This is a genomic window from Caballeronia grimmiae, from assembly GCF_000698555.1.
Classification (GTDB): domain Bacteria; phylum Pseudomonadota; class Gammaproteobacteria; order Burkholderiales; family Burkholderiaceae; genus Caballeronia; species Caballeronia grimmiae.
The window spans coordinates 1-18,453 of record NZ_JFHE01000050.1 but is presented as its reverse complement, the minus strand read 5'-3'; the positions used below and the strand labels follow the sequence as shown (position 1 = coordinate 18,453).

At 65.3% G+C, this 18,453-nt stretch carries 15 protein-coding genes; 8 read left to right on the top strand and 7 right to left on the bottom strand.

Annotation, left to right across the window (positions count from 1 at the left end; translation table 11 throughout):
• Nucleotides 1–39: 39 nt before the first annotated feature.
• Both BG57_RS27740 and BG57_RS27735 read right to left on the bottom strand, forming a co-directional pair.
• Complete coding sequence (locus tag BG57_RS27740) at nt 40–2,325, bottom strand: heavy metal translocating P-type ATPase (protein WP_229754026.1); 2,286 nt, start codon at nt 2,323–2,325, stop codon at nt 40–42.
• 82 nt (nt 2,326–2,407) lie between these two features.
• Complete coding sequence (locus BG57_RS27735) at nt 2,408–3,058, bottom strand: FMN-binding negative transcriptional regulator (RefSeq protein WP_035970101.1); 651 nt, start codon at nt 3,056–3,058, stop codon at nt 2,408–2,410.
• Nucleotides 3,059–3,315: 257 nt separating this feature from the next.
• Here BG57_RS27735 and BG57_RS27730 point away from each other — a divergent pair, with 257 nt between their 5' ends.
• The 3 genes from BG57_RS27730 to BG57_RS27720 all read left to right on the top strand — a co-directional run bounded on the left by BG57_RS27730 (nt 3,316) and on the right by BG57_RS27720 (nt 9,116).
• Nucleotides 3,316–4,791, top strand: coding sequence for a DUF1254 domain-containing protein (locus BG57_RS27730; RefSeq protein ID WP_035970100.1), 1,476 nt, complete (start codon nt 3,316–3,318; stop codon nt 4,789–4,791).
• A 123-nt stretch (nt 4,792–4,914) separates the two neighbouring features.
• A complete protein-coding gene (locus BG57_RS27725) occupies nt 4,915–8,589 on the top strand; it encodes a DUF748 domain-containing protein (RefSeq protein WP_035970098.1) in 3,675 nt (1,224 codons plus the stop codon).
• A gap of 89 nt (nt 8,590–8,678) precedes the next feature.
• Nucleotides 8,679–9,116, top strand: coding sequence for a DUF29 domain-containing protein (locus BG57_RS27720; RefSeq protein ID WP_035970115.1), 438 nt, complete (start codon nt 8,679–8,681; stop codon nt 9,114–9,116).
• Between the two features lie 37 nt (nt 9,117–9,153).
• Here BG57_RS27720 and BG57_RS27715 read toward each other — a convergent pair whose 3' ends face one another.
• From BG57_RS27715 to BG57_RS27705, 3 genes are all read right to left on the bottom strand, one after another.
• Entirely contained in the window at nt 9,154–10,728 is a 1,575-nt protein-coding gene (locus BG57_RS27715) for a DHA2 family efflux MFS transporter permease subunit (RefSeq protein ID WP_035970097.1), read from the bottom strand.
• Nucleotides 10,729–10,959: 231 nt separating this feature from the next.
• A complete protein-coding gene (locus BG57_RS27710) occupies nt 10,960–11,742 on the bottom strand; it encodes an ABC transporter substrate-binding protein (protein WP_035970096.1) in 783 nt (260 codons plus the stop codon).
• Between the two features lie 24 nt (nt 11,743–11,766).
• Nucleotides 11,767–12,921: a methionine aminotransferase gene (locus BG57_RS27705; RefSeq protein ID WP_035970114.1), complete on the bottom strand. Its 1,155-nt coding sequence runs from the start codon at nt 12,919–12,921 to the stop codon at nt 11,767–11,769.
• Between the two features lie 116 nt (nt 12,922–13,037).
• Between BG57_RS27705 and BG57_RS27700 the strand changes: the two genes are divergently transcribed.
• Nucleotides 13,038–13,967 (top strand): LysR substrate-binding domain-containing protein, encoded by a 930-nt coding sequence (locus BG57_RS27700; RefSeq protein ID WP_035970095.1) that lies wholly within the window; start codon nt 13,038–13,040, stop codon nt 13,965–13,967.
• Here the strand turns inward: BG57_RS27700 and BG57_RS27695 are convergent.
• Entirely contained in the window at nt 13,948–15,105 is a 1,158-nt protein-coding gene (locus BG57_RS27695; RefSeq protein WP_035970093.1) for a branched-chain amino acid ABC transporter substrate-binding protein, read from the bottom strand. The two genes, BG57_RS27700 and BG57_RS27695, sit on opposite strands and share 20 nt — an antisense overlap.
• A gap of 346 nt (nt 15,106–15,451) precedes the next feature.
• On the opposite strand from BG57_RS27695, the gene BG57_RS27690 reads away from it, so the two are divergent.
• Together BG57_RS27690 and BG57_RS27685 are read left to right on the top strand one after the other, a co-directional pair.
• On the top strand, nt 15,452–15,880 hold the full coding sequence (locus BG57_RS27690; RefSeq protein ID WP_035970113.1) for a MarR family winged helix-turn-helix transcriptional regulator: 429 nt from the start codon (nt 15,452–15,454) through the stop codon (nt 15,878–15,880).
• Between the two features lie 80 nt (nt 15,881–15,960).
• Nucleotides 15,961–16,668, top strand: a complete 708-nt coding sequence (locus tag BG57_RS27685) for an SDR family oxidoreductase (RefSeq protein ID WP_035970092.1) — start codon at nt 15,961–15,963, stop codon at nt 16,666–16,668.
• 7 nt (nt 16,669–16,675) lie between these two features.
• Here BG57_RS27685 and BG57_RS27680 read toward each other — a convergent pair whose 3' ends face one another.
• The gene (locus BG57_RS27680) at nt 16,676–17,092 is read right to left on the bottom strand and encodes a YciI family protein (RefSeq protein ID WP_035970091.1); all 417 of its coding nucleotides are present in this window, start codon (nt 17,090–17,092) and stop codon (nt 16,676–16,678) included.
• A gap of 197 nt (nt 17,093–17,289) precedes the next feature.
• Between BG57_RS27680 and BG57_RS27675 the strand changes: the two genes are divergently transcribed.
• Together BG57_RS27675 and BG57_RS31990 are read left to right on the top strand one after the other, a co-directional pair.
• A complete protein-coding gene (locus BG57_RS27675) occupies nt 17,290–18,309 on the top strand; it encodes a LacI family DNA-binding transcriptional regulator (RefSeq protein ID WP_035970112.1) in 1,020 nt (339 codons plus the stop codon).
• A 2-nt stretch (nt 18,310–18,311) separates the two neighbouring features.
• A partial coding sequence (locus BG57_RS31990; RefSeq protein ID WP_152562722.1) for an ATP-binding cassette domain-containing protein occupies nt 18,312–18,453 on the top strand: 142 nt, incomplete at its 3' end.

Below are 18,453 nucleotides of genomic sequence, written 5' to 3'. Positions count from 1 at the left end.
GTCTTCAATTCGACGATCACATCGGCGAAAGAATGCCCGTCAGGCGGCCCGCGTGATCGAACTCGCAGCGCGCCCGCCCGACGGCTCTGCGCCCGCCGCCGAGCCCGCCTGAGCGCGCCACGTCCTGAGCAACAGCGCGTTCGTCACGACGCTCACGCTGGAGAACGCCATCGCCGCGCCGGCGAACATCGGATCGAGCATGCCGAACGCCGCGAGCGGTATGCCGATCAGGTTGTAGATGAACGCCCAGAACAGGTTTTGCCGAATCTTGCGATACGTCCGCCGCGATATGTCGATGGCGTCCGCGACGAGCGCGGGATCGCCGCGCATCAGCGTGAGGCCGGCGGCTTCGATCGCCACGTCCGCGCCGCCCGCCATCGCGATGCCGATATCGGCGGCGGCGAGCGCGGGCGCGTCGTTGATGCCGTCGCCGGCCATCGCCACGATGCCGTCGTTCGCCGCCTTCAACTGCGCGACGACGCTCGCCTTGTCGGTGGGCAGCGTTTCGGCGTAGACCGCGTCCGGCGCGATGCCGAGCGCGCGCGCGACGGCCTGCGCACTGCCGGCGTTGTCGCCCGTGACCAGCGCGCTTCGCACGCCCATCGCGGCCAGGCGGTCGACGGCGGCGCGGGCGGTCGGCTTGATCGTGTCGCCGAAAGCGAGGAGGGCGAGCGCGCGGGCGCCGTCGAGATCGATCAGCCATGACACCGTGTTGCCTTGGCCTTCGAGTTCGCGGGCGCGCGAAGTCAGCGTGTGCGGCACGTCCGCGCCCAGCTCCGAAAGCCAGCGGCTGCTGCCGATCGCGATACGCCGCGTGGTCCGGGTCCCATCACTGCCGATAACCGTCACGCCCGCCTCGACGCCGCGCCCGGCGACCGCGCGAGCGTCGCTTGCGTCGTAGTGCGGCGCGCGCGCTTCAGCCGCCGACGCGACTACCGCCTTCGCGAGCGGATGCGTGCTCATCCTTTGAACCGCGGCCGCCAGTGCGAGTGCGTCGGTGCGGTCCTGGCCCGGCGCGGTATCGAATGCGACAAGAGCCGGACGCCCGACCGTCAGCGTGCCGGTCTTGTCGAACGCGACGATGGCGATGGCGTGCGCCTGCTCCAGCGCCTGCGCGTCCTTGATGAGGATGCCCTGGCGCGCCGCGACGCCCGTGCCCGCCATGATCGCGGTCGGCGTGGCGAGGCCGAGCGCGCACGGACAGGCGATCACGAGCACCGCCACCGCGTTCAGCAGCGCGGTCTCGGCGCTTGCGCCGTGCAGCAGCCAGCCGCCGAGCGTCACGGCCGCGATGGCGAGGATCGCCGGCACGAACACGGCCGACACGCGATCGACGAGCCGTTGGATCGGCGCTTTTTCCGCCTGCGCCGATTCGACGAGGCGGATGATCCGCGCGAGCGTCGTTTCCGCGCCGACGGCGGTCGTTTCGATCGCGATCACGCCTTCGCCGTTGATCGAGCCGCCCGTGGCACGCGCGCCCGGCTCTTTCGCGACGGGCAGGCTTTCGCCGGTGATCAGCGATTCATCGACGTGCGTGCGCCCCTCGCGCACGATGCCGTCCACCGGCACGCGTTCGCCCGGCCGCACGATGGCGATATCGCCGATGCGGACGTCCGCGAGCGGAATCTCGCGTTCGCGCGACGGATCGGCGGCATCGCGCACGCGCGCCTTGTCGGGGCGAAGCGCGTTGAGCGCGCGGATTGCATCGGTCGTCTGACGCTTCGCGCGCGCCTCCAGCCACTTGCCGAAGCGCACCAGCGTGATGACCACCGCCGCCGCTTCGAAGTACAGATGCGCGTCCGGCCCGCCGTGCGCGAGCATCTGATAAACGGACAATCCCCACGCCGCCGATGTCCCGAGCGCAACCAGCAAATCCATGTTGCCCGCAAGCGCCCGTACCGCGCGATACGCGCTCACATAGAAGCGCGCGCCGAAGCCGAACTGCACGACGCTTGCGATCGCAAGCTGCCACCACGGCGGAAGCGCGCCGCCGAACATCGGCGCAAGCAGCGGCAGCGTCAGGACCGCGCTGCCGACGACCGCCGCGAGTTCGCCGTCCCGTGTGTGCGCGGCGGCGGGCGGCGCGTCCGGGACGATCAGCGCGGCTTCGTAGCCGGCTTTCGTGATGGCGGCGACGAGTTGATCGTCGGTGACGGCGCTGTCTGCGTGAACCGTCGCGCGCTCGGTGGCGAGATTGACCGCGACGGACTCGACGCCCGGCACGCGCCCGAGCATCTTCTCGACGCGTGCGACGCAGGACGCGCACGTCATCCCGCTGACGGCGAATTCGGCGGTCCGCGCGGACTGCGATGAAGCCGATGACATATGAAAAGCTCCGAATCTGGCTGAATCAATATCACCAGTATCGACCTTCCAGCGATTGGAAGGTCAAGGAGCATTGTGCGCTTCAGTCGCGCGAGGGATCGCCAAGCGTGGCCTGCATTGCGTCGGCGAGTGCGCCGGCCGCGTCGCCGCCGCGCTGGCGCAGGCCGTCGATTGCGCCGATGCGGTCGGCGTCGGCTTTGTTCTGCGAGAGCTTCGCCTTGCCGACGAGCCGCGTCACTTCGATCTCGATGCCGACGATAGCGGCCAGCATCTGATCGATGTAGTCGCGCGGCGCATCGCCCATCTTCCACGGCGCGGGCTCGCCGGCTTCCATCTTCCGCGTGAGCCGCGCGACCACGCCGCGCACGTAGGCTTCGTCGTCGCGCACGGTGATGCGGCCATGCGCGTGCACGACGGCATAGTTCCACGTCGGCACCTGCTTATGCGTCTCCTGCTTGCTCGGATAGAAGTTCGGCGAAATGTAGCCCGCCTCGCCCTGAAAGATCACGAGCACGTCCTCGCCCGGTGTAACTTCGCGCCAGACCGGATTGGCCCGCGCCACGTGCGCGCGCAGCGTGCCGTGCTCGCCGGTGGCCGCATCGAACTCGAACGGGATGTGGTTCGCGTCGAGTCCGCTCGGACCGTGCGCGACAAGCGCGCCGAACGGATTGGCCGCGATGAGCGCGTGCAGAGAGTCCGTGCGATTTTCTTCGAAGTGGGCGGGCAGATACATCTGGGCGACTCGATGACGGTGGATTGAAGGAAAGACGTTGCGTGACTTCGATGTTACAAGATGCCGGCGCACGCGGCTTGCTAGGCTATTTGTTATAGGCCGAACGCGGTGATTTCTTGCCTATCCTCAGCGGATACGTTAAAACCCGAATTCCGAGATAGCGCCGAGGATGAGCCCCGACGGGGAACGAAGGCCGCGGCGCTGCTCCCTGCACCATGCGTGCGCCCGTGCAGAACAAGAACCGGATTCCAATTCGAATGACTCAAGACCGACGCTGGACATTCCCGCTGACCGCCACTTTCTGGGCGGCGGCAAGCCTGACCGGCATGGCGCTGCTGTCCGGCTGCGCCGCCGACAAGGCGCCCGAAGCCAAAGCCAGCAGCGGATGGGTGAAAGACCAGGTCGCGGATGCCTACACGTTCGGCTTTCCGCTCGTCGTGTCGGACATTGCGCGGGAGCGGGCGAGCGGCAACGCCGGGCAGCCTGGCCGCGCGCCGCTCAACACCTTCCGTCACGCGACGGCGCTGCCGCCTGTCGGTGCGACCGGCTGGCCGACCGTCGATACGCTCGATTCCACCGCGTGGCTCGATGTATCGGCCGAGCCGGTGATCGTCTCGCTGCCCGCCGCGCCGCGCGGCCGCTATCTCGATGCCCGCGCGTTCGACGCATGGACCAACGCGCTGTATTCGAGCGCCGACACGACGCCGTATCCGAAGGCGCAACTGATCGCCTTCGTGCCGGCGGGATGGACCGGCACGGTGCCCGCCAACGCGACGCGCGTCGAAACGCGCACGCGCTATGTGTGGCTGTCGGTCCGCGTGCGGGTGAACGGCCCGCGCGACGTGCGCGAGGCGCGCAAGCTGCAGACGGCGATGCGCATCGATACGGCGACGCCCGCAAACGGCGCGGCGACCGATGCCGGTGCGACGCCCGCTGTCGTCACTGGCGCGTGGCCGGGCAATTCGAGCGGCCAGTCGCCCGCCGTGCCGGCCCTGGCCACCGCGCCGCCGACGGCATCGCCGGGCGCGCAGGCCGAGGCGCTCGACGCCAACGCGTTCTTCGCCCGCCTGGCACGCGCGCTCGACGCCAATCCGCCCGCCACCGCCGATACCCCCGCGATGAACCGTCTTGCCTCGCTCGGCGTGAAGCCCGGCGAGCCGGTGCAATTCAAAAAGACCGACGCGCCCTTGCTCGATTCCGGCGTGGCCGATGCCCGCACGCGCCTCGCCACCGTGCCGGCTAACGCGATCACGAAGAACGGCTGGACCTGGTTCGGCGATGGCGTCGGCGTCTATGGCACCGACTACATCCTGCGCGCGTACCTGGCCCGTCATCAGATCGCCACGACGACGAAGAACGGCGAATTGAAGCCCGTCGCGCATCTGGACAGCGAGGGCCACGCGCTCAACGGCGCGAACCAGTACGTGCTGCATTTCGCGCCGAACCAGCTTCCGCCGGTGCGCGGATTCTGGACGCTGATCGCGTACACGAAGGACGGCGCGCTCGCCGACGACAAGCTCGCGCGCATCGCGCTGTCGGATCGCGACCGGCTAAAGAAGAATCGCGATGGCTCGATCGATGTCGTCGTGTCAGCCGAAGCGCCGGGGAAGGCGCGCGCGTCGAACTGGCTGCCGGCGCCCGATGGCGAGTTCCAGTTGACGATGCGCCTCTATGCGCCCAAGCCGCAGGCCAGCGATGGCACATGGGCCCCGCCCGCCATCGAGCGGCAATAGCCAGCTTTCTTGACTGCAAGCGAACATAAAAAGTTTTGACAACGTTGGCGCGGTGCATCGTCGTATACTCGTGCATCCCCCTTCCGAACGGCGATCCCGCGCGCACGCGCCGCCGCGCATCGAATGTCAAGCACGACGAAGTCAACCTTCACCACAGCCGGGCGGACCCTGCGCGGCGTAGTTCACGCGCGCCGCACCCGGCGCATCACAATCGGGCTCATCGTTGCACTGCTGATCATCGGCGTGCTCGGCTTCTTCGTCGCGCCGCCGGTGATCCGGCATGTCGCCGAAACGCAGCTTTCGCAGCAACTCGACCGCCCTGTCAGCATTCGCCGCATTGCGCTCAATCCGTACACGTTGCGACTCGAAGCCGACGACGTGCATTTCGGCGAAGCGGCGGCGAACATCGCGAAAGCGCCGGGCGGCGCGGACAGTTTCGTCGATGTATCGCGGCTCGTCGTGCGCACCTCTTGGACGTCGCTCTTTCGGCTCGCGCCGGTCGTCGATGAACTGAGGATCGACTCGCCGCGCATCCGGCTGGCGCGCTATGACGCCGACCATTTCAATTTCTCCGATCTCATCGCGAAGTTTTCGAAACCGGCGCCCGAGCCGTCGACCGGGCCCGCGCGTTTCTCGGTATCGAACATTCAGTTGGAGAACGGGCGCATCGAGTTCAACGACCGGCTGACGAACGCGAAGCATGTCATCGATCGTTTCGCGCTCGGCATTCCGTTCATCGCGACGTTGCCGTCCGCGACCGATATTTTCGTGACGCCGCTTCTGCAGGCGCGCATCGACGGCTCGCCGCTCGTGCTGAAGGGCCGCACGAAGCCGTTCGCCACGTCGCGCGAATCCGAAATCGCGCTGACGCTCGATGCGCTCGACGTGCCGCAGATGGCGTCGTATGCGCCGGCGTCGCTGCCGGTCGCGGTGAAGAGCGGGCGGCTCACGACCGCGCTCAACGTGCGATTCGCCTTCGCCGGCGACGTGCCGACGATTCGCATCGACGGAACCGCGGATCTCGCCGATGCCGTGGTCACCGACCGCGCGAACGCGCCGCTCGTCGCGGCTCGTGCGGTGCATGTGAAGATCGCGGACATGCAGCCGCTGCGCAACGTTTACCGGTTCGACGAGATCACGCTGGCGGGTCCGGAGGTGCATCTGGCACGCGATGCTTCCGGCGCGTTTAACGTGAGCAAGCTCGCGCCGCCGCCTCCAAAGCCGGAAGCGCCCCGGCCTGCCGAAGCCAGGGACAAGACTCCGCCGCTCGATCTCGCCATTCACCATCTTTCGATCGATGCGGGCAAGCTGACGTTCGACGACCGTCTGCTGAAGCAGCCAGTGCAGGGCGCGCTGACCGATATCGCGATCACGCTCGACAGCTTTTCGACGCTCGCGAAAACGCCCGCGCGCTACACGCTCAAGACCGCGCTCGACAAGGGCGGCGCGCTCGACGCAGCCGGCAACGTGACGCTGTCCGCCAAAACCGCCGACGCGACGCTCGCACTCGACGCGCTCGCGTTGCCGCCGCTGCAGCCGTACATCGCGAACGCGGTGGCGGCGCGCGTCGTGTCGGGCACGCTGGGCGCGAAACTGCCGGTGTCGGTGGACTGGTCGAAGCCCGACGCCGCGGTGCAGGTCGGTGCGGGCGATGTGAAGCTCGATTCGCTCACGCTCGTCCCGGCGAACGTAACCGGCGCTGCGCCGATCAAACTGGCATCGGCGAACGCGAGCATCAGCAAGGTCGATGTCGCCGCGCGCACTGCCGCGCTTGACAGCGTGCAGCTTCGCGGCCTTTCGCTCGAGGCGACCCGCCGCAAGGACGGCAGCATCGACCTTGCGGCGCTTGCCGGCCCGCACGAAGCCGCGCCCGAACAGACCGCGACGCGCAAGATCCAGAAGGCGCAGGCAGCCGGTCCGGCGTGGCGCTACCAGATCGGGGAGATCACGCTGGCGGACGCATCGGCTAATTTCACCGACGAAACGTCCGCGCGGCCCGTGAAGCTGCATGTCGCGCCGGTATCGGTCAATGTCAAACAGTTGAGCGACGATCTGACGAAGCCGCTCGCCGTCGACGGCAAGCTCACGCTGAACGGCAAGGGCGAGCTCGGCGTGACGGGCAACGTGACGGTGAGTCCGCTGAAGCTCGCGCTGCACGTGAAAGGCGATCAGGTCGATGCCTCCGCGTTCGAGCCGTACTTCGGCGACAGGCTGAATGTCGCGGTGACGAGCGCGTTTCTGAACGCGAACGGCGACGTGTCGATGTCGGGCAGCGGCAAGACGCTGGCGGCCTCGTACCAGGGCGACGTATCGCTCACGGACGTGCGCATGCTCGACAAGGCGACGTCCGACCGCTTCGCCGGCTGGAAGCTGCTCGGCCTGACAAACGTGAAGGCGGCGTACGGCGAGCGCGGGACGGATGTCGAGGCTGCGCGCATCACGTTCGCGAATTTCTACGGCCGCGTGCTGCTGGATGCGCAGGGCAAGCTGAATCTGAAGAACGTCATCGTGAGCGATAGCGGGCAGGCGCAATCGGTGACGCAGCCGGCGGCGTCCGCACCGGTCGCGGCGAGCGCGCCGCAGGACACCGCGAAGTCGGGTCCGCCTGTGAACATGCGCTTCGGGCAGCTCGTGTTGCAGAACGGCCGCGTGACTTACACCGACAATTTCATCAAGCCGAACTACACGGCGAATCTGGTGGCGATCAACGGGACGATCGGCGCGTTCGGCACGCATTCGACGACACCCGCGCCGGTCGATGTCACCGCGAAGCTCGCGGCGAACGGTCCGGTGTCGATCAAGGGGCAGGTCAATCCGCTGATCGAGAAGCCTGCGCTCGACGTGACCGCGAGCGCGCACGATGTCGAATTGACGAATCTCACGCCGTACTCGGCGAAGTACGCGGGTTATCCGATCACGAAGGGCAAGCTCAACGTCGATCTGCATTACATGCTCGCCGACGACAGACTCACCGCGAACAACCATCTGTTCATCGACCAGTTGACGTTTGGCGATCACATCGACAATCCGAGCGCGACGAAGCTTCCGGTGCGGCTCGCGGTATCGCTGCTGAAGAATTCGCGCGGCGAAATCGACGTGAACATTCCGATTTCCGGCTCGCTGTCGAACCCTGAGTTCTCGATTGGCGGGCTCGTGTGGCAGGCCATCGTCAATCTCGTGCAGAAGGCGGTGACTGCGCCGTTCTCGCTGCTCGCGCATGCGATCGGCGGCGGCGGTGGCGAGGAACTGAACTACGTCGAGTTCGATGCGGGATCGGCCACGCTCGGCGATGCCGCGCAGAAAAAGCTCGATACGATCGCGAAGGCGCTGGCCGACAAGCCGTCGATCAGACTCGATGTGACGGGCCGCGTCGATCCGAAGGTGGACGAGCCGGGCTTGCGCAGCGCGTGGCTCGACGCTCAGGTGAAGCGCGCGAAGGTGCGCGACATGTCGGATAGCGGCGACGCCGTCGATTGGGCGGCGGTGAAGGTGTCGGGCGACGACTACGACAAGTATCTGACGAAGGTGTACAAGTCGGCGGATTTCAAGAAGCCGCGCAACGTGATCGGCTTGACGAAGAGCGTGCCGGATGCCGACATGAAGGCTGCGCTGATGCAGAACGCCCCGATCGATGACTCGTCGCTGCGCGATCTGGCGCAAAAGCGTGCGCAGGCGGTGAAGGAGTACTTCGACGGGAAGATCGATAGCAGCCGGATTTATGTCGTCGCGCCGAAGCTGAATGCGGACGGCATTGACGATAAGGGTGCGGGGAGCCGGGTGGAACTGGGGTTGAAGTAGCGCGAATTAGCCGTTTGGACGACTCGATGAGCAAGGAACTGCAGAGCATGATCGATACCGGAAATCCTGAGGACAACGGGAGTGAGCCGATGGGAACGCCTTATGACAAGGACGTGGTGGCGTGGGCCAGGGAACAGGCTGCGTTGCTGCGGGCAGGGAAGCTCTCGGCCATCGATATCGAGCATATTGCAGAGGAAATCGAGGACGTGGGCAAGAGCGAGCAGAGGGAATTCGCAAGCAGGATGTCGGTGCTGCTTGCGCATTTGTTGAAGTGGAAGTTTCAGCCGGATAGACGGGGCAACAGCTGGAGAAACACGATCCGCACGCAACGCGCCGCCGTCGAGCGCCGGCTCGCGAGAACGCCCAGCCTGCGGCCGATGCTCGATGACCAAGACTGGATCGCCGATATGTGGGGCGACGCGAGCATAACCGCGGCGAACGAGATGCGGATCGGCATGGCCGACCTGCCCGATCACTGTCCCTGGTCCATGAAGCAAGTGCTCGAGACCGAGTTCCTGCCCGACTGACAACCGTCTTGGCAAGAGCGCGGGCGGCACGCCACCTTCAATGCGCCCCCGCCGCCGCCCCACCGCCACCACCCTTCGAGACCTTCGTGATCCAGATCAGTGGAATGATCAAAATGAAAATGACCGCCGAGATCAGGAAGATATCGTTGAGCCCCATCATCGCAGCTTGCGAGTTCACGGTGAAATTGAACATACCGCGCGCCTGCGCTTCGCTGATGCCGAGCGTCGATTGCGACATCCCGAGCGACTGGGAAAACGCCGGGTTGTAGATATTCGCCTGCTCGGTCAGCCGCTCGTGATGCAGCGCGATGCGGTTGTCCCACGCGTTGCCCGCGAGCGACGTGCCCACCGCGCCGCAAAACACGCGCGCGAAGTTCGACAACCCCGCCGCTGCCGGAATCTTCGATGGCGGCAAGCCCGACAGCACGATCGCGGTGAGCGGGACGAAGAACATCGCCATCGGGATGCCTTGCAGCAGCGTCGGCAGCACGAGATGGAAGGTGTCGATCTCGATGACGTACTTCGAGCGCAACCAGAACACGAACGCAAAGCCGATGAACGCCATCGTCGCGATCACGCGCGCATCGCTGCGCGGCAGCACCTTGCCCATTACCGGCGCAAGAATCACGGCGAATACGCCGAGCGGCGCGGTGACGAGACCGGCATCGACGGAACGGTAGTTCAGATATTGCTGCATCCATTGCGGCAAAAGCACGAGATTGCCGAAGAAGACGCCATACGCGACCGATATCGCCACCGTCCCGCCAAAGAAGTTGCGGCCCGCGAACAGCCGCAAGTCGACGACCGGATTCGCCTCCGTCAACTCCCACACGACGAAGAAAGCAAAGGAAATTGCCGCGATGATCGCCAGCACGACGATCAGCGGCGACGAGAACCAGTCGAGGTCGCGTCCCTTGTCGAGCATGATCTGCAGCGACGCCACCCACGTGACGAGCAGCGCGAGCCCGACCACGTCGATGGGCGCCTTGCGCGTCGGCGATTCGCGCTTGCTGTAGATGATCCACGTCACGCCCGCCGCGAACAGGCCAACCGGAATGTTGATGTAGAAGATCCACGACCACGAATAGCTGTCGGTGATCCAGCCGCCGAGCGCGGGGCCGGCGATCGGCCCGACAGTCGCGGTCATCGCCCAGAGCGCGAGCGCCATCGACGACTTCTCTTTCGGATACGAGCCGAGCAGGATGGCTTGCGACAGCGGAATCAGCGGCCCGGCGACGGCGCCCTGCAGCACGCGAGCGACCAGCAGCACCGGCAAGGTCGGCGCGAGGCCGCACAACCACGACGACAGCACGAACATCAGAATCGCGCCGACGAAAAGGCGAATCTGCCCGAGCCGCTGCGTGAGCCAGCCGGTGAGCGGAATCGACACCGCATTCGATGCCGCGAACACGGTGATGACCCACGTGCCTTCGTTGACCGACACGCCGAGATTGCCGGAGATCGTCGGAATCGCCACGTTGGCGATCGACGAATCGAGCACGTTCATGAAGGTCGCGAGCGCCACGGCGAAGGTGGCGAGCACGAGTTGAGCGCCTTCGAGCGGCGGAGGCGGAGGCGGCTGCCCGGCGTTGGTCGGCGTCGGCGTGCTCATGCGGTTCCTAACTGGGGGTCGATCCGCAAGTGTGCCTGTTGTCCGGGAATGCTGCTGGACAGGCGGACGCTGGACGCTCGTCGATCAAATCCGCAGCCGGAGCCACGTCGCCCGTGACGCGATGTTCAAGGGCGAGACCGTTACCGAAGACCAACGCGACGCCGCGAACGTCATCATCCGCAGCTCTCGTTCCACCCATGCGCGGCAGCTTGCCGCCGCGCATGCCGACTGTTACTTCGCCGAAATATCGATATTGCCCAGATACTTCTTCGCGTACTTGTCGATGGTCCCGTCCGCCTTGACCTTCTCGATCGCCGCGTTCAGCTTGGTCTTGAGCGCGTCGTCGCCCTTTCGGATGCCATAGGCGATGCCGCTGCCGAGAATCTTGTCATCGCGCACCGGCGCCCCGACGAACGCGAAGCCCGCGCCATCCGGTTTCGACAGGAAGCCGGTTTGTCCGGCGGGCGCGAGCACGAGCGTCGCATCCAGGCGGCCGGACTTCAGATCCGTATAGACCTGATTCTGGTCCTGATACGGCACGACCTTCACGCCTTCATTCTCCCAATGCGCCTTCGCGAACGTCTCCTGAATCGACCCTTGCAGCACGCCCACGCTTTTGCCCTTCAGCGACGCCGCCGTCGGCTCGATGCCGCTGCCGGTCTTCGCGATCAGTTGCGTCGGCACGCGATACACCACCGTCGTGAAGTCGATGGCCTGGCGGCGCTGCTCGGTCGCGTTCATCGCGGAATTGATGGCGTCGAACTTGCGGCCCTGCAGCGCGGGAATTAGGCCGTCGAACGACGTCTCGACCCACTTGCACTGCATCTTCGCGGCCGCGCACACCGCCTTGCCGACATCGATATCCAGCCCTTCCAGCTCGCCCGTCGCGGACTTCGATTCGAACGGCGGGTATTGCGCTTCGAGGCCGAAGCGCAGCGTATCGGCGGCGAATGCAACGCTGCTTCCGAACGAGCAAGCAATGACAAGCGCGGCCGCAATATGATTCTTCTTCATCGTGGTGGTCTCCAATAAACAAGGCTAGATCTGGCAAAGGCGGCGCGCGCCTTCGATGAGCGTGTCGTCGTCCTTCGCGAAGGAAAGACGAATCAGACGATTGTCGGTGCCATCGGTATAAAACGCCGACAGCGGGATGGTCGCGACGCGCGCCTCGCGAATCAGCCGCAGCACGAAGTCGCTGTCGCGCTCGTCCGAAATGGCGCTGTAGCGCGCAAGCATGAAAAAGCTGCCCGCGCTCGGCAACAGCTCGAAACGCGAACCTTCGAGCGCCCGCGCCAGCACGTCGCGCTTGTGCTGATAGAAGCGCCCGAGATGCAGATAGCTCGATTCGTCCGCGAGGGCTTCGGCGAACGCCATCTGCATCGGCGTGTCGGCGGAAAAGGTCATGAACTGGTGGACCTTGCGGATCTCGGCGGTCAGCGCCGCGGGCGCGAGACAATAGCCGACGCGCCAGCCCGTCACGTGATACGACTTGCCGAACGACGACACGATCACGCTGCGTTCAGCCAGCTCGGGATAGCGCGCCATGCCGTGATGCAACGCGCCATCGAAGACGACGTGTTCGTACACTTCGTCCGACAGCACGACGATCTTCGTGCCGCGCGTGATCGCCGTGAGCCGCTCGATATCGGCGGGCGTGAAGGCGCTGCCGGTCGGATTGTGCGGCGTGTTGACGAGAATCATGCGCGTCTTCGGCGTGACGGCGGCGGCGACTTCGTCCCAGTCGATGCTGAAATCCGCCGGCGACAGCTTGATCGCAACCGGCGTCGCGCCCTGAAGCTGCACGATGGGCGCGTAGCTGTCGAACGACGGCTCGAAGTAGATCACCTCGTCGCCGGGATGCACGAGCGCGCTGATCGTCGCGTACAGACCTTCGCTCGCGCTCGCGACGACCGTCACTTCCGTGCCCGGATCGTATTGCGCGCCGTAGAGCTTCTGCGTCTTGACGGCGATCGCCTCGCGCAACGCGAGAACGCCCGCCATCGGCGAATACTGGTTATGTCCTGCCTGCATGGCTCGCGTAACGCCTTCGACGAGCTTCGGATCGCACGCGAAGTTGGGCGCGCCTTGCGACAGGTTCAGCGCATCGTGTTCATCGGCCAGTTGGCCGATCACGGTGAAAATGGTCGTGCCGACGTTCGGCAGTTTGGATTCGGGGACGCAGGCGCTTTGCACGACGATTGACTCCACTATGGCGTTGCCACGATTCAACCGTGGCAATAAAGCGCCGACAATCGAAAGTTTGTCATACTAGCCATGCTTTTCGCTCATGGCTACTCGACAAAAACCCGATGAAACCGCTGCCCTCCCTCGACGTGCTGAAGACCTTCCTCGTGGTCGCCCAAAAGCTGAACTTCACGCGCGCCGCCGACATGCTCAACGTGACGCAAGGCGCGGTGAGCCGGCAGATTGCCGGACTGGAGGCGCATCTCGGCTATGCGCTCTTCGTGCGGCAGGCGCGCGGGCTTGCGCTCACGCACCAAGGCACGCTGCTCGTCGCGCCGCTGCAGCAGGCGTTCGCGCAGATCGGCGACGCGCTCGCCAAGAGCGGCAGCCAGTCCGGCACGCTGCGCGTCAAGTGTCCGACATGCGCGATGCGCTGGGTGCTGCCGCGCGTGATCCGCTTGCAGAACGAGCGGCCGGAACGCGTGGTGGAAGTGACGGCGTCGGTGTCGCATGGCGTGGAGTTCGACGCCGAGCATTTCGATGCCGCCATCGTCTTCGGCGTGCCGGCCGTGGTGTCGTCGATGAAGGGCGTGACCGTGCATCATCTGTTCGACGAAGTGCTGACGCCCGTGTGCGCGCCCGAACTCTGGAAGCCGCGCAAGCACACGGCGCCCACGCCCGACGATCTCGCCGGCAAGACGCTGCTTCACCCGACGCGCGATCGCCGCGACTGGCTGCTGTGGCTCGGCGCGTACGGTTACGCGGGCTTGCCATCGGCGAAAGCGCAGCATTTCGATACGCTCGACCTCGCGATGTCATCGGCGATGCAGGGGCTCGGCGTCACCATCGGCGATGTCTCGCTGATCGAAGAAGACCTGCGCGCCAGGCGCGTAATCGCACCGTTCCCGCTATGCGTGCCGAGCGGCGCGGGCTACTACCTCGTCTATCCGGAGCGGCCCGCGCCGTCGCCCGCGTTGCAGCAGTTCGCGCTGTGGCTCGACGCCGAAGCGGCGGCCACGCGCGAAACGCTGCACGTTACATCCCATGCTTCGTGACGATGGTTTCCCACTGCCCGTTCTTGACCTGATACAGCGTCGATGACGCATTTTTCAGCGCGCCCTTTTCGTCGAACGCAATCGGGCCGGTGATGCCCTCGAACGAGATGCTCTTCAGGGCCGGGCGATACACCTTCGGATCGGCCGAGTTGGCTTTCTGCATCGCGTTGATGGCGGCCCACGCAGCGTCGTAGCCGAACGGCGCATACGACAGAATGGCGACGCCGAAGCGCTTCTGGAACTTGTCGCCGAACGCCTTGCCTTGCGGGAGCTTGTCGAGCGGGCTGCCGTATTCCCAGGCCTGCGCACCTTCGGCGGCATCGCCCGCGAGCTTCAGGAAATCGGCATCCATCACGCCGCCGCCGCCCACGAACTGCGCATTCACGCCAAGCTGCTTCATGCGCTTGACGACCGCCGCCGCCTGCCGGTCGAGCCCGCCGAAGAAGATCAGGTCCGCGTTCACGGCTTTCAGTCGCGTCAGCTGCGCGCTGAAATCGACGGTCTGGTTGTCGCTGAACTCGCGGGCGACGATGTGGCCGCCCTTCGCCTTCACCGCCTTCTCGAACTCGTCGGCTTCGCCCTGACCGAAGGCCGTGCGATCGTCGATGATCGCGATGCGCTTCGCCTTCGTCGTCGTCACCGCGTAGACGCCGGCGTTGCCCGCGTTCTGCGCATCGCTCGAAATCACGGTGAAGATGTTCTCGAGGCCGCGCGTCGTGATGGTCGGGTTGGTCGCGGCGGGGTCGATCATCGGGATGCCGGCGTTGTTGTAGATCGGCGATGCAGGCAGCGTCGTGCCCGAATTGAAGTGGCCGACGACAACCGCGACGCCGTTATCGACCAGTTTTTGCGCCGCCTGCACGCCGACGCGCGGATCGGCCTGATCGTCTTCCGCCGCGATCTCGAACTTCGCCGTCTTGCCGCCGATGGTGATTTTTTTCGCGTTGGCTTCGTCGAGCGCGAGCTGCACGCCGTTCTGAAGGTCCTTTCCGTAACCCGCATTCGCGCCGGTGAGAGGCGCGGCGAAACCGACTTTCACCGTGACGTCTTCGGCGGCGGCGGTCATCGGCGCGGCGGCGAACACGGCGGCGCACGCCACCATCCATGCCGACGGTTTGAAGCTCGTACGGATACGCATGGTTTCCTCTCCTGTTGTGGTTTGAAATCCAGTAGTCAGACGTGGCCGTTGCATCGCGCACGACCACTGCATGGAACACGACCAATTACGCGCCGGCAAGACGGAGTTGCCCTCTGCCGCAGCGACGGACATGCGCAAATGTAGAAAGCCAAATTGGCCGCGTCTTGTCGATTCGTCGCGAACGGAATGCGGATTTCGGCACAGGCGCGGCGGTGCGCTTTCGCAGGCCCGGCGTGGCGGCACGGGTTTTTGCCCCTTCTTTCGCGCGACGATTTGTGCCGTGCCTATCGTTTCGATAAAAACGCCGTGCTTGACGGAGTGCATATGCACCGATAAGCTCTATTCCATGACAACGAACTCATCACCTCTGGATTGCAACTGCTTCGCCATTCGTCAGGCGGCGCGCTATATTTCGCAGCTTTACGAGCGGCACCTGAGCGTGGCGGGCATCACGCCGGCGCAGTTCACGCTGATGGCGTCGATTTCGCGCAAGCCCGGCATTCAAATGGCCGAACTGTCGGAATCGATGGTGATGGACCGGACCACGCTCGTCCGTGCGCTGAAGCCGCTTCAGCGCGATGGCATCGTGGAAATGGAGCAGCAAGCGCCGAGTTCCCGCGCCGTCGGTCTGAAGCTGACGGCGGCCGGCAAGGCCATGCTGGCGCAGGGCCACGAGCAATGGCGCGCTGCGCAGGCGGAATTCGAAGCGAAGTTCGGCGAGAAGCGTGCGAAGGCGTTGCGCAAGTCGCTCTTCGAGCTGACCGAACTGGGTTAATTGAACCGAACATAGCCCGCATCGAAGCGGGCTTTCATATACCATCTTTAGTGCATATGCACACACATAGGGAGCTTGTCATGCAGATCAAAGGAAAGGTCGTTCTTGTCACGGGTGCGAATCGCGGTCTCGGCAAGCAGTTCGTGAAGTCTTTGCTGGATGCGGGCGCGTCGAAAGTCTATGCGGCGGCGCGCAATCCGGGCAGCGTCGACATCGAAGGCGCGCAAGCCGTGAAGCTCGATGTGACCAATCCCGCCGACATCGCCGATGCGGCCGCGAAGTACACGGATGTACAGGTCGTCATCAATAACGCGGGGGCGCTGGCGCGCGGCGCGCTGCTCGATGCGGCATCGACGCAAGGCGTGCGCGATCTCATCGAAGTGAACGCGATCGGACCGCTCAACGTCACGCAGGCGTTTGCGCCCGTGCTGAAGAAGAACGGCGGCGGCGCGGTCATCAACGTGCTGTCGGTGCTGAGTTGGGTCGTGTTGCCGGACGGCGGCGCGTATAGCGTGTCGAAGTCGGCTGCGTGGGCCGTGACCAACGCGCTGCGCGACGAATTGCGCGGACAGGGCACGCTCGTGGTCGGCGTGCATCCCGGCTATATCGACACGGACATGGTGGCGGAAGTCACCGCGCCGAAGACATCGCCCGCGAGCGTGGTCGAGCAAGTGCTGGCGGCGGTCGAGCGCGGCGAAGAAGAAGTCCTCGTCGATGACACCGGCCGCGCCGTCAAGCAATCGCTATCGACGCAGACGCCGATCTATATCACCGGCATCCCGCGCTGATAAGGCTTCAACGCTTGGCTGCCTTCTGCATCTCGTCGAAGCCCGCGGACGCTTCCTGCACATCGGGCGGGAAGTCGTCGAACTCCATGACCTGCCGCACTTCGATCGTCTCGTTCGGCGAACCGGGGCAGCGCTTCGCCCATTCGATCGCTTCCTCGCGCGAACTGACCTGAATCATCCAGTAGCCGCCGAGCACTTCCTTCGCTTCGGCGAACGGGCCATCGGTGACGCGCGGCTTGCCGCCTTCGAAGGAAACGCGCGCACCCATCGACGGCGGATGCAGCCCGTCGAGCGCCAGCAGCACGCCGGCTTTCTGCAGCGCTTCGTTGTACTTCATCATCGCCGCGACAGCTTCGGCGCTCGGCATCGTGCCGGGCTCCGCGCTTTCGTAGCCGCGCGGGATCATCAGCATCATGAATCGCATGAACGTACTCCCTTTTGGTATCGTCGGTCGGGCAATGACGCCCTCATACACTACGACGACCGGGCGCGCGCCGGATCGACATAAGGGACATCGAGCGGCATTAAGCGTTTATCCCTATCGGATTCCGGTTGCCTTGCGAGCACGCCGGACCAAATAATGTAATCCATTACATCCCGTCCGCCGTCGTGGCGCGCAGCATGTCGGAAACCGTTCGATCCCGCGAGGAAGTGTCGATTGCCGATGTCGCGGCGCGCGCAGGCGTGTCCGTCGCGACGGTATCGCGCGTGCTCAACGGCCATACGAACGTTCGCGAAGTCACGCGCGACAAGGTGCGCGCGGCGGTGGCGGCGAGCGGCTATCGCATCAACGAGCTTGCGCGCAATCTTCGCACGGCCGAAAGCCGCCTTTTGCTCACGATGGTCCCAGACTTCGGCAACCCGTTCTATGCGGCGATCGTGCGCGGCATCGACAGCGTCGCGCGGCAGAACGGTTACTTCATGCTGCTGTGCGATACCGGCGCGGACCCGTTGCGCGAGCGCAGTTACTTCGATCTCTTGCGCGGCCGGCGCGCCGATGGCGCGATCTGTCTCGATCCCGCCGCCGTGCAAAACGCGCTCGCCGAAGAAGCGTCGACATTGCCCTGGGTCGCATGCTGCGAGTTCGATCCGGACGCGGGCGTGCCGTATGTCGGCATCGACAATCATCTTGCAGCGGGCGACGTCGTGCGGTATCTGCTAGCCAGGGGCCACGATCGCATCGCGCTGGTCGGTTCGGGGCAGGGCTATCTGTACGGACGCCAGCGGCTTGCAGGCTATTGCGATGCGCTCGAAGCCGCGGGCATCATGCCGAATCCGGCGTGGCGCATCGAGCTGGACAGCCTCGACTACGACGCGGGCGAACGCGCCGCCGTGCAGCTGGCATCGCTCGGATGCGACAGGCCGACGGCTATCTTCGCGGTCTCCGACACGCTCGCGATCGGCGTGATGAACGGCTTGCGCGGCGTGGGCTTGCACGTACCGGACGATATCGCCGTCGTCGGCTTCGACGATATCGCCGTGGCCGCGCACGTCGATCCGCCGCTGACCACCGTTGCCCAGCCGATGCAGGCGCTCGGCGAAGCGGCTGCAGATTTGCTGCTCAAGCGGCTGCGCGATCCTCGCGCCGATGTGCCGGGCGTGCTGCTGCCGCATCGTCTGATCCAACGAAGGAGCGCCTGACGATGAGCCTTGCCGTGCGCTTTCAAGGAATCGAAAAACAGTTCGGGCCGGTGCGCGTGCTGCATGGCGTGAGCTTCGATCTCGTGCCGGGCCGCATCTATGGCCTGCTCGGGGAGAACGGCGCGGGCAAATCCACGCTGATGA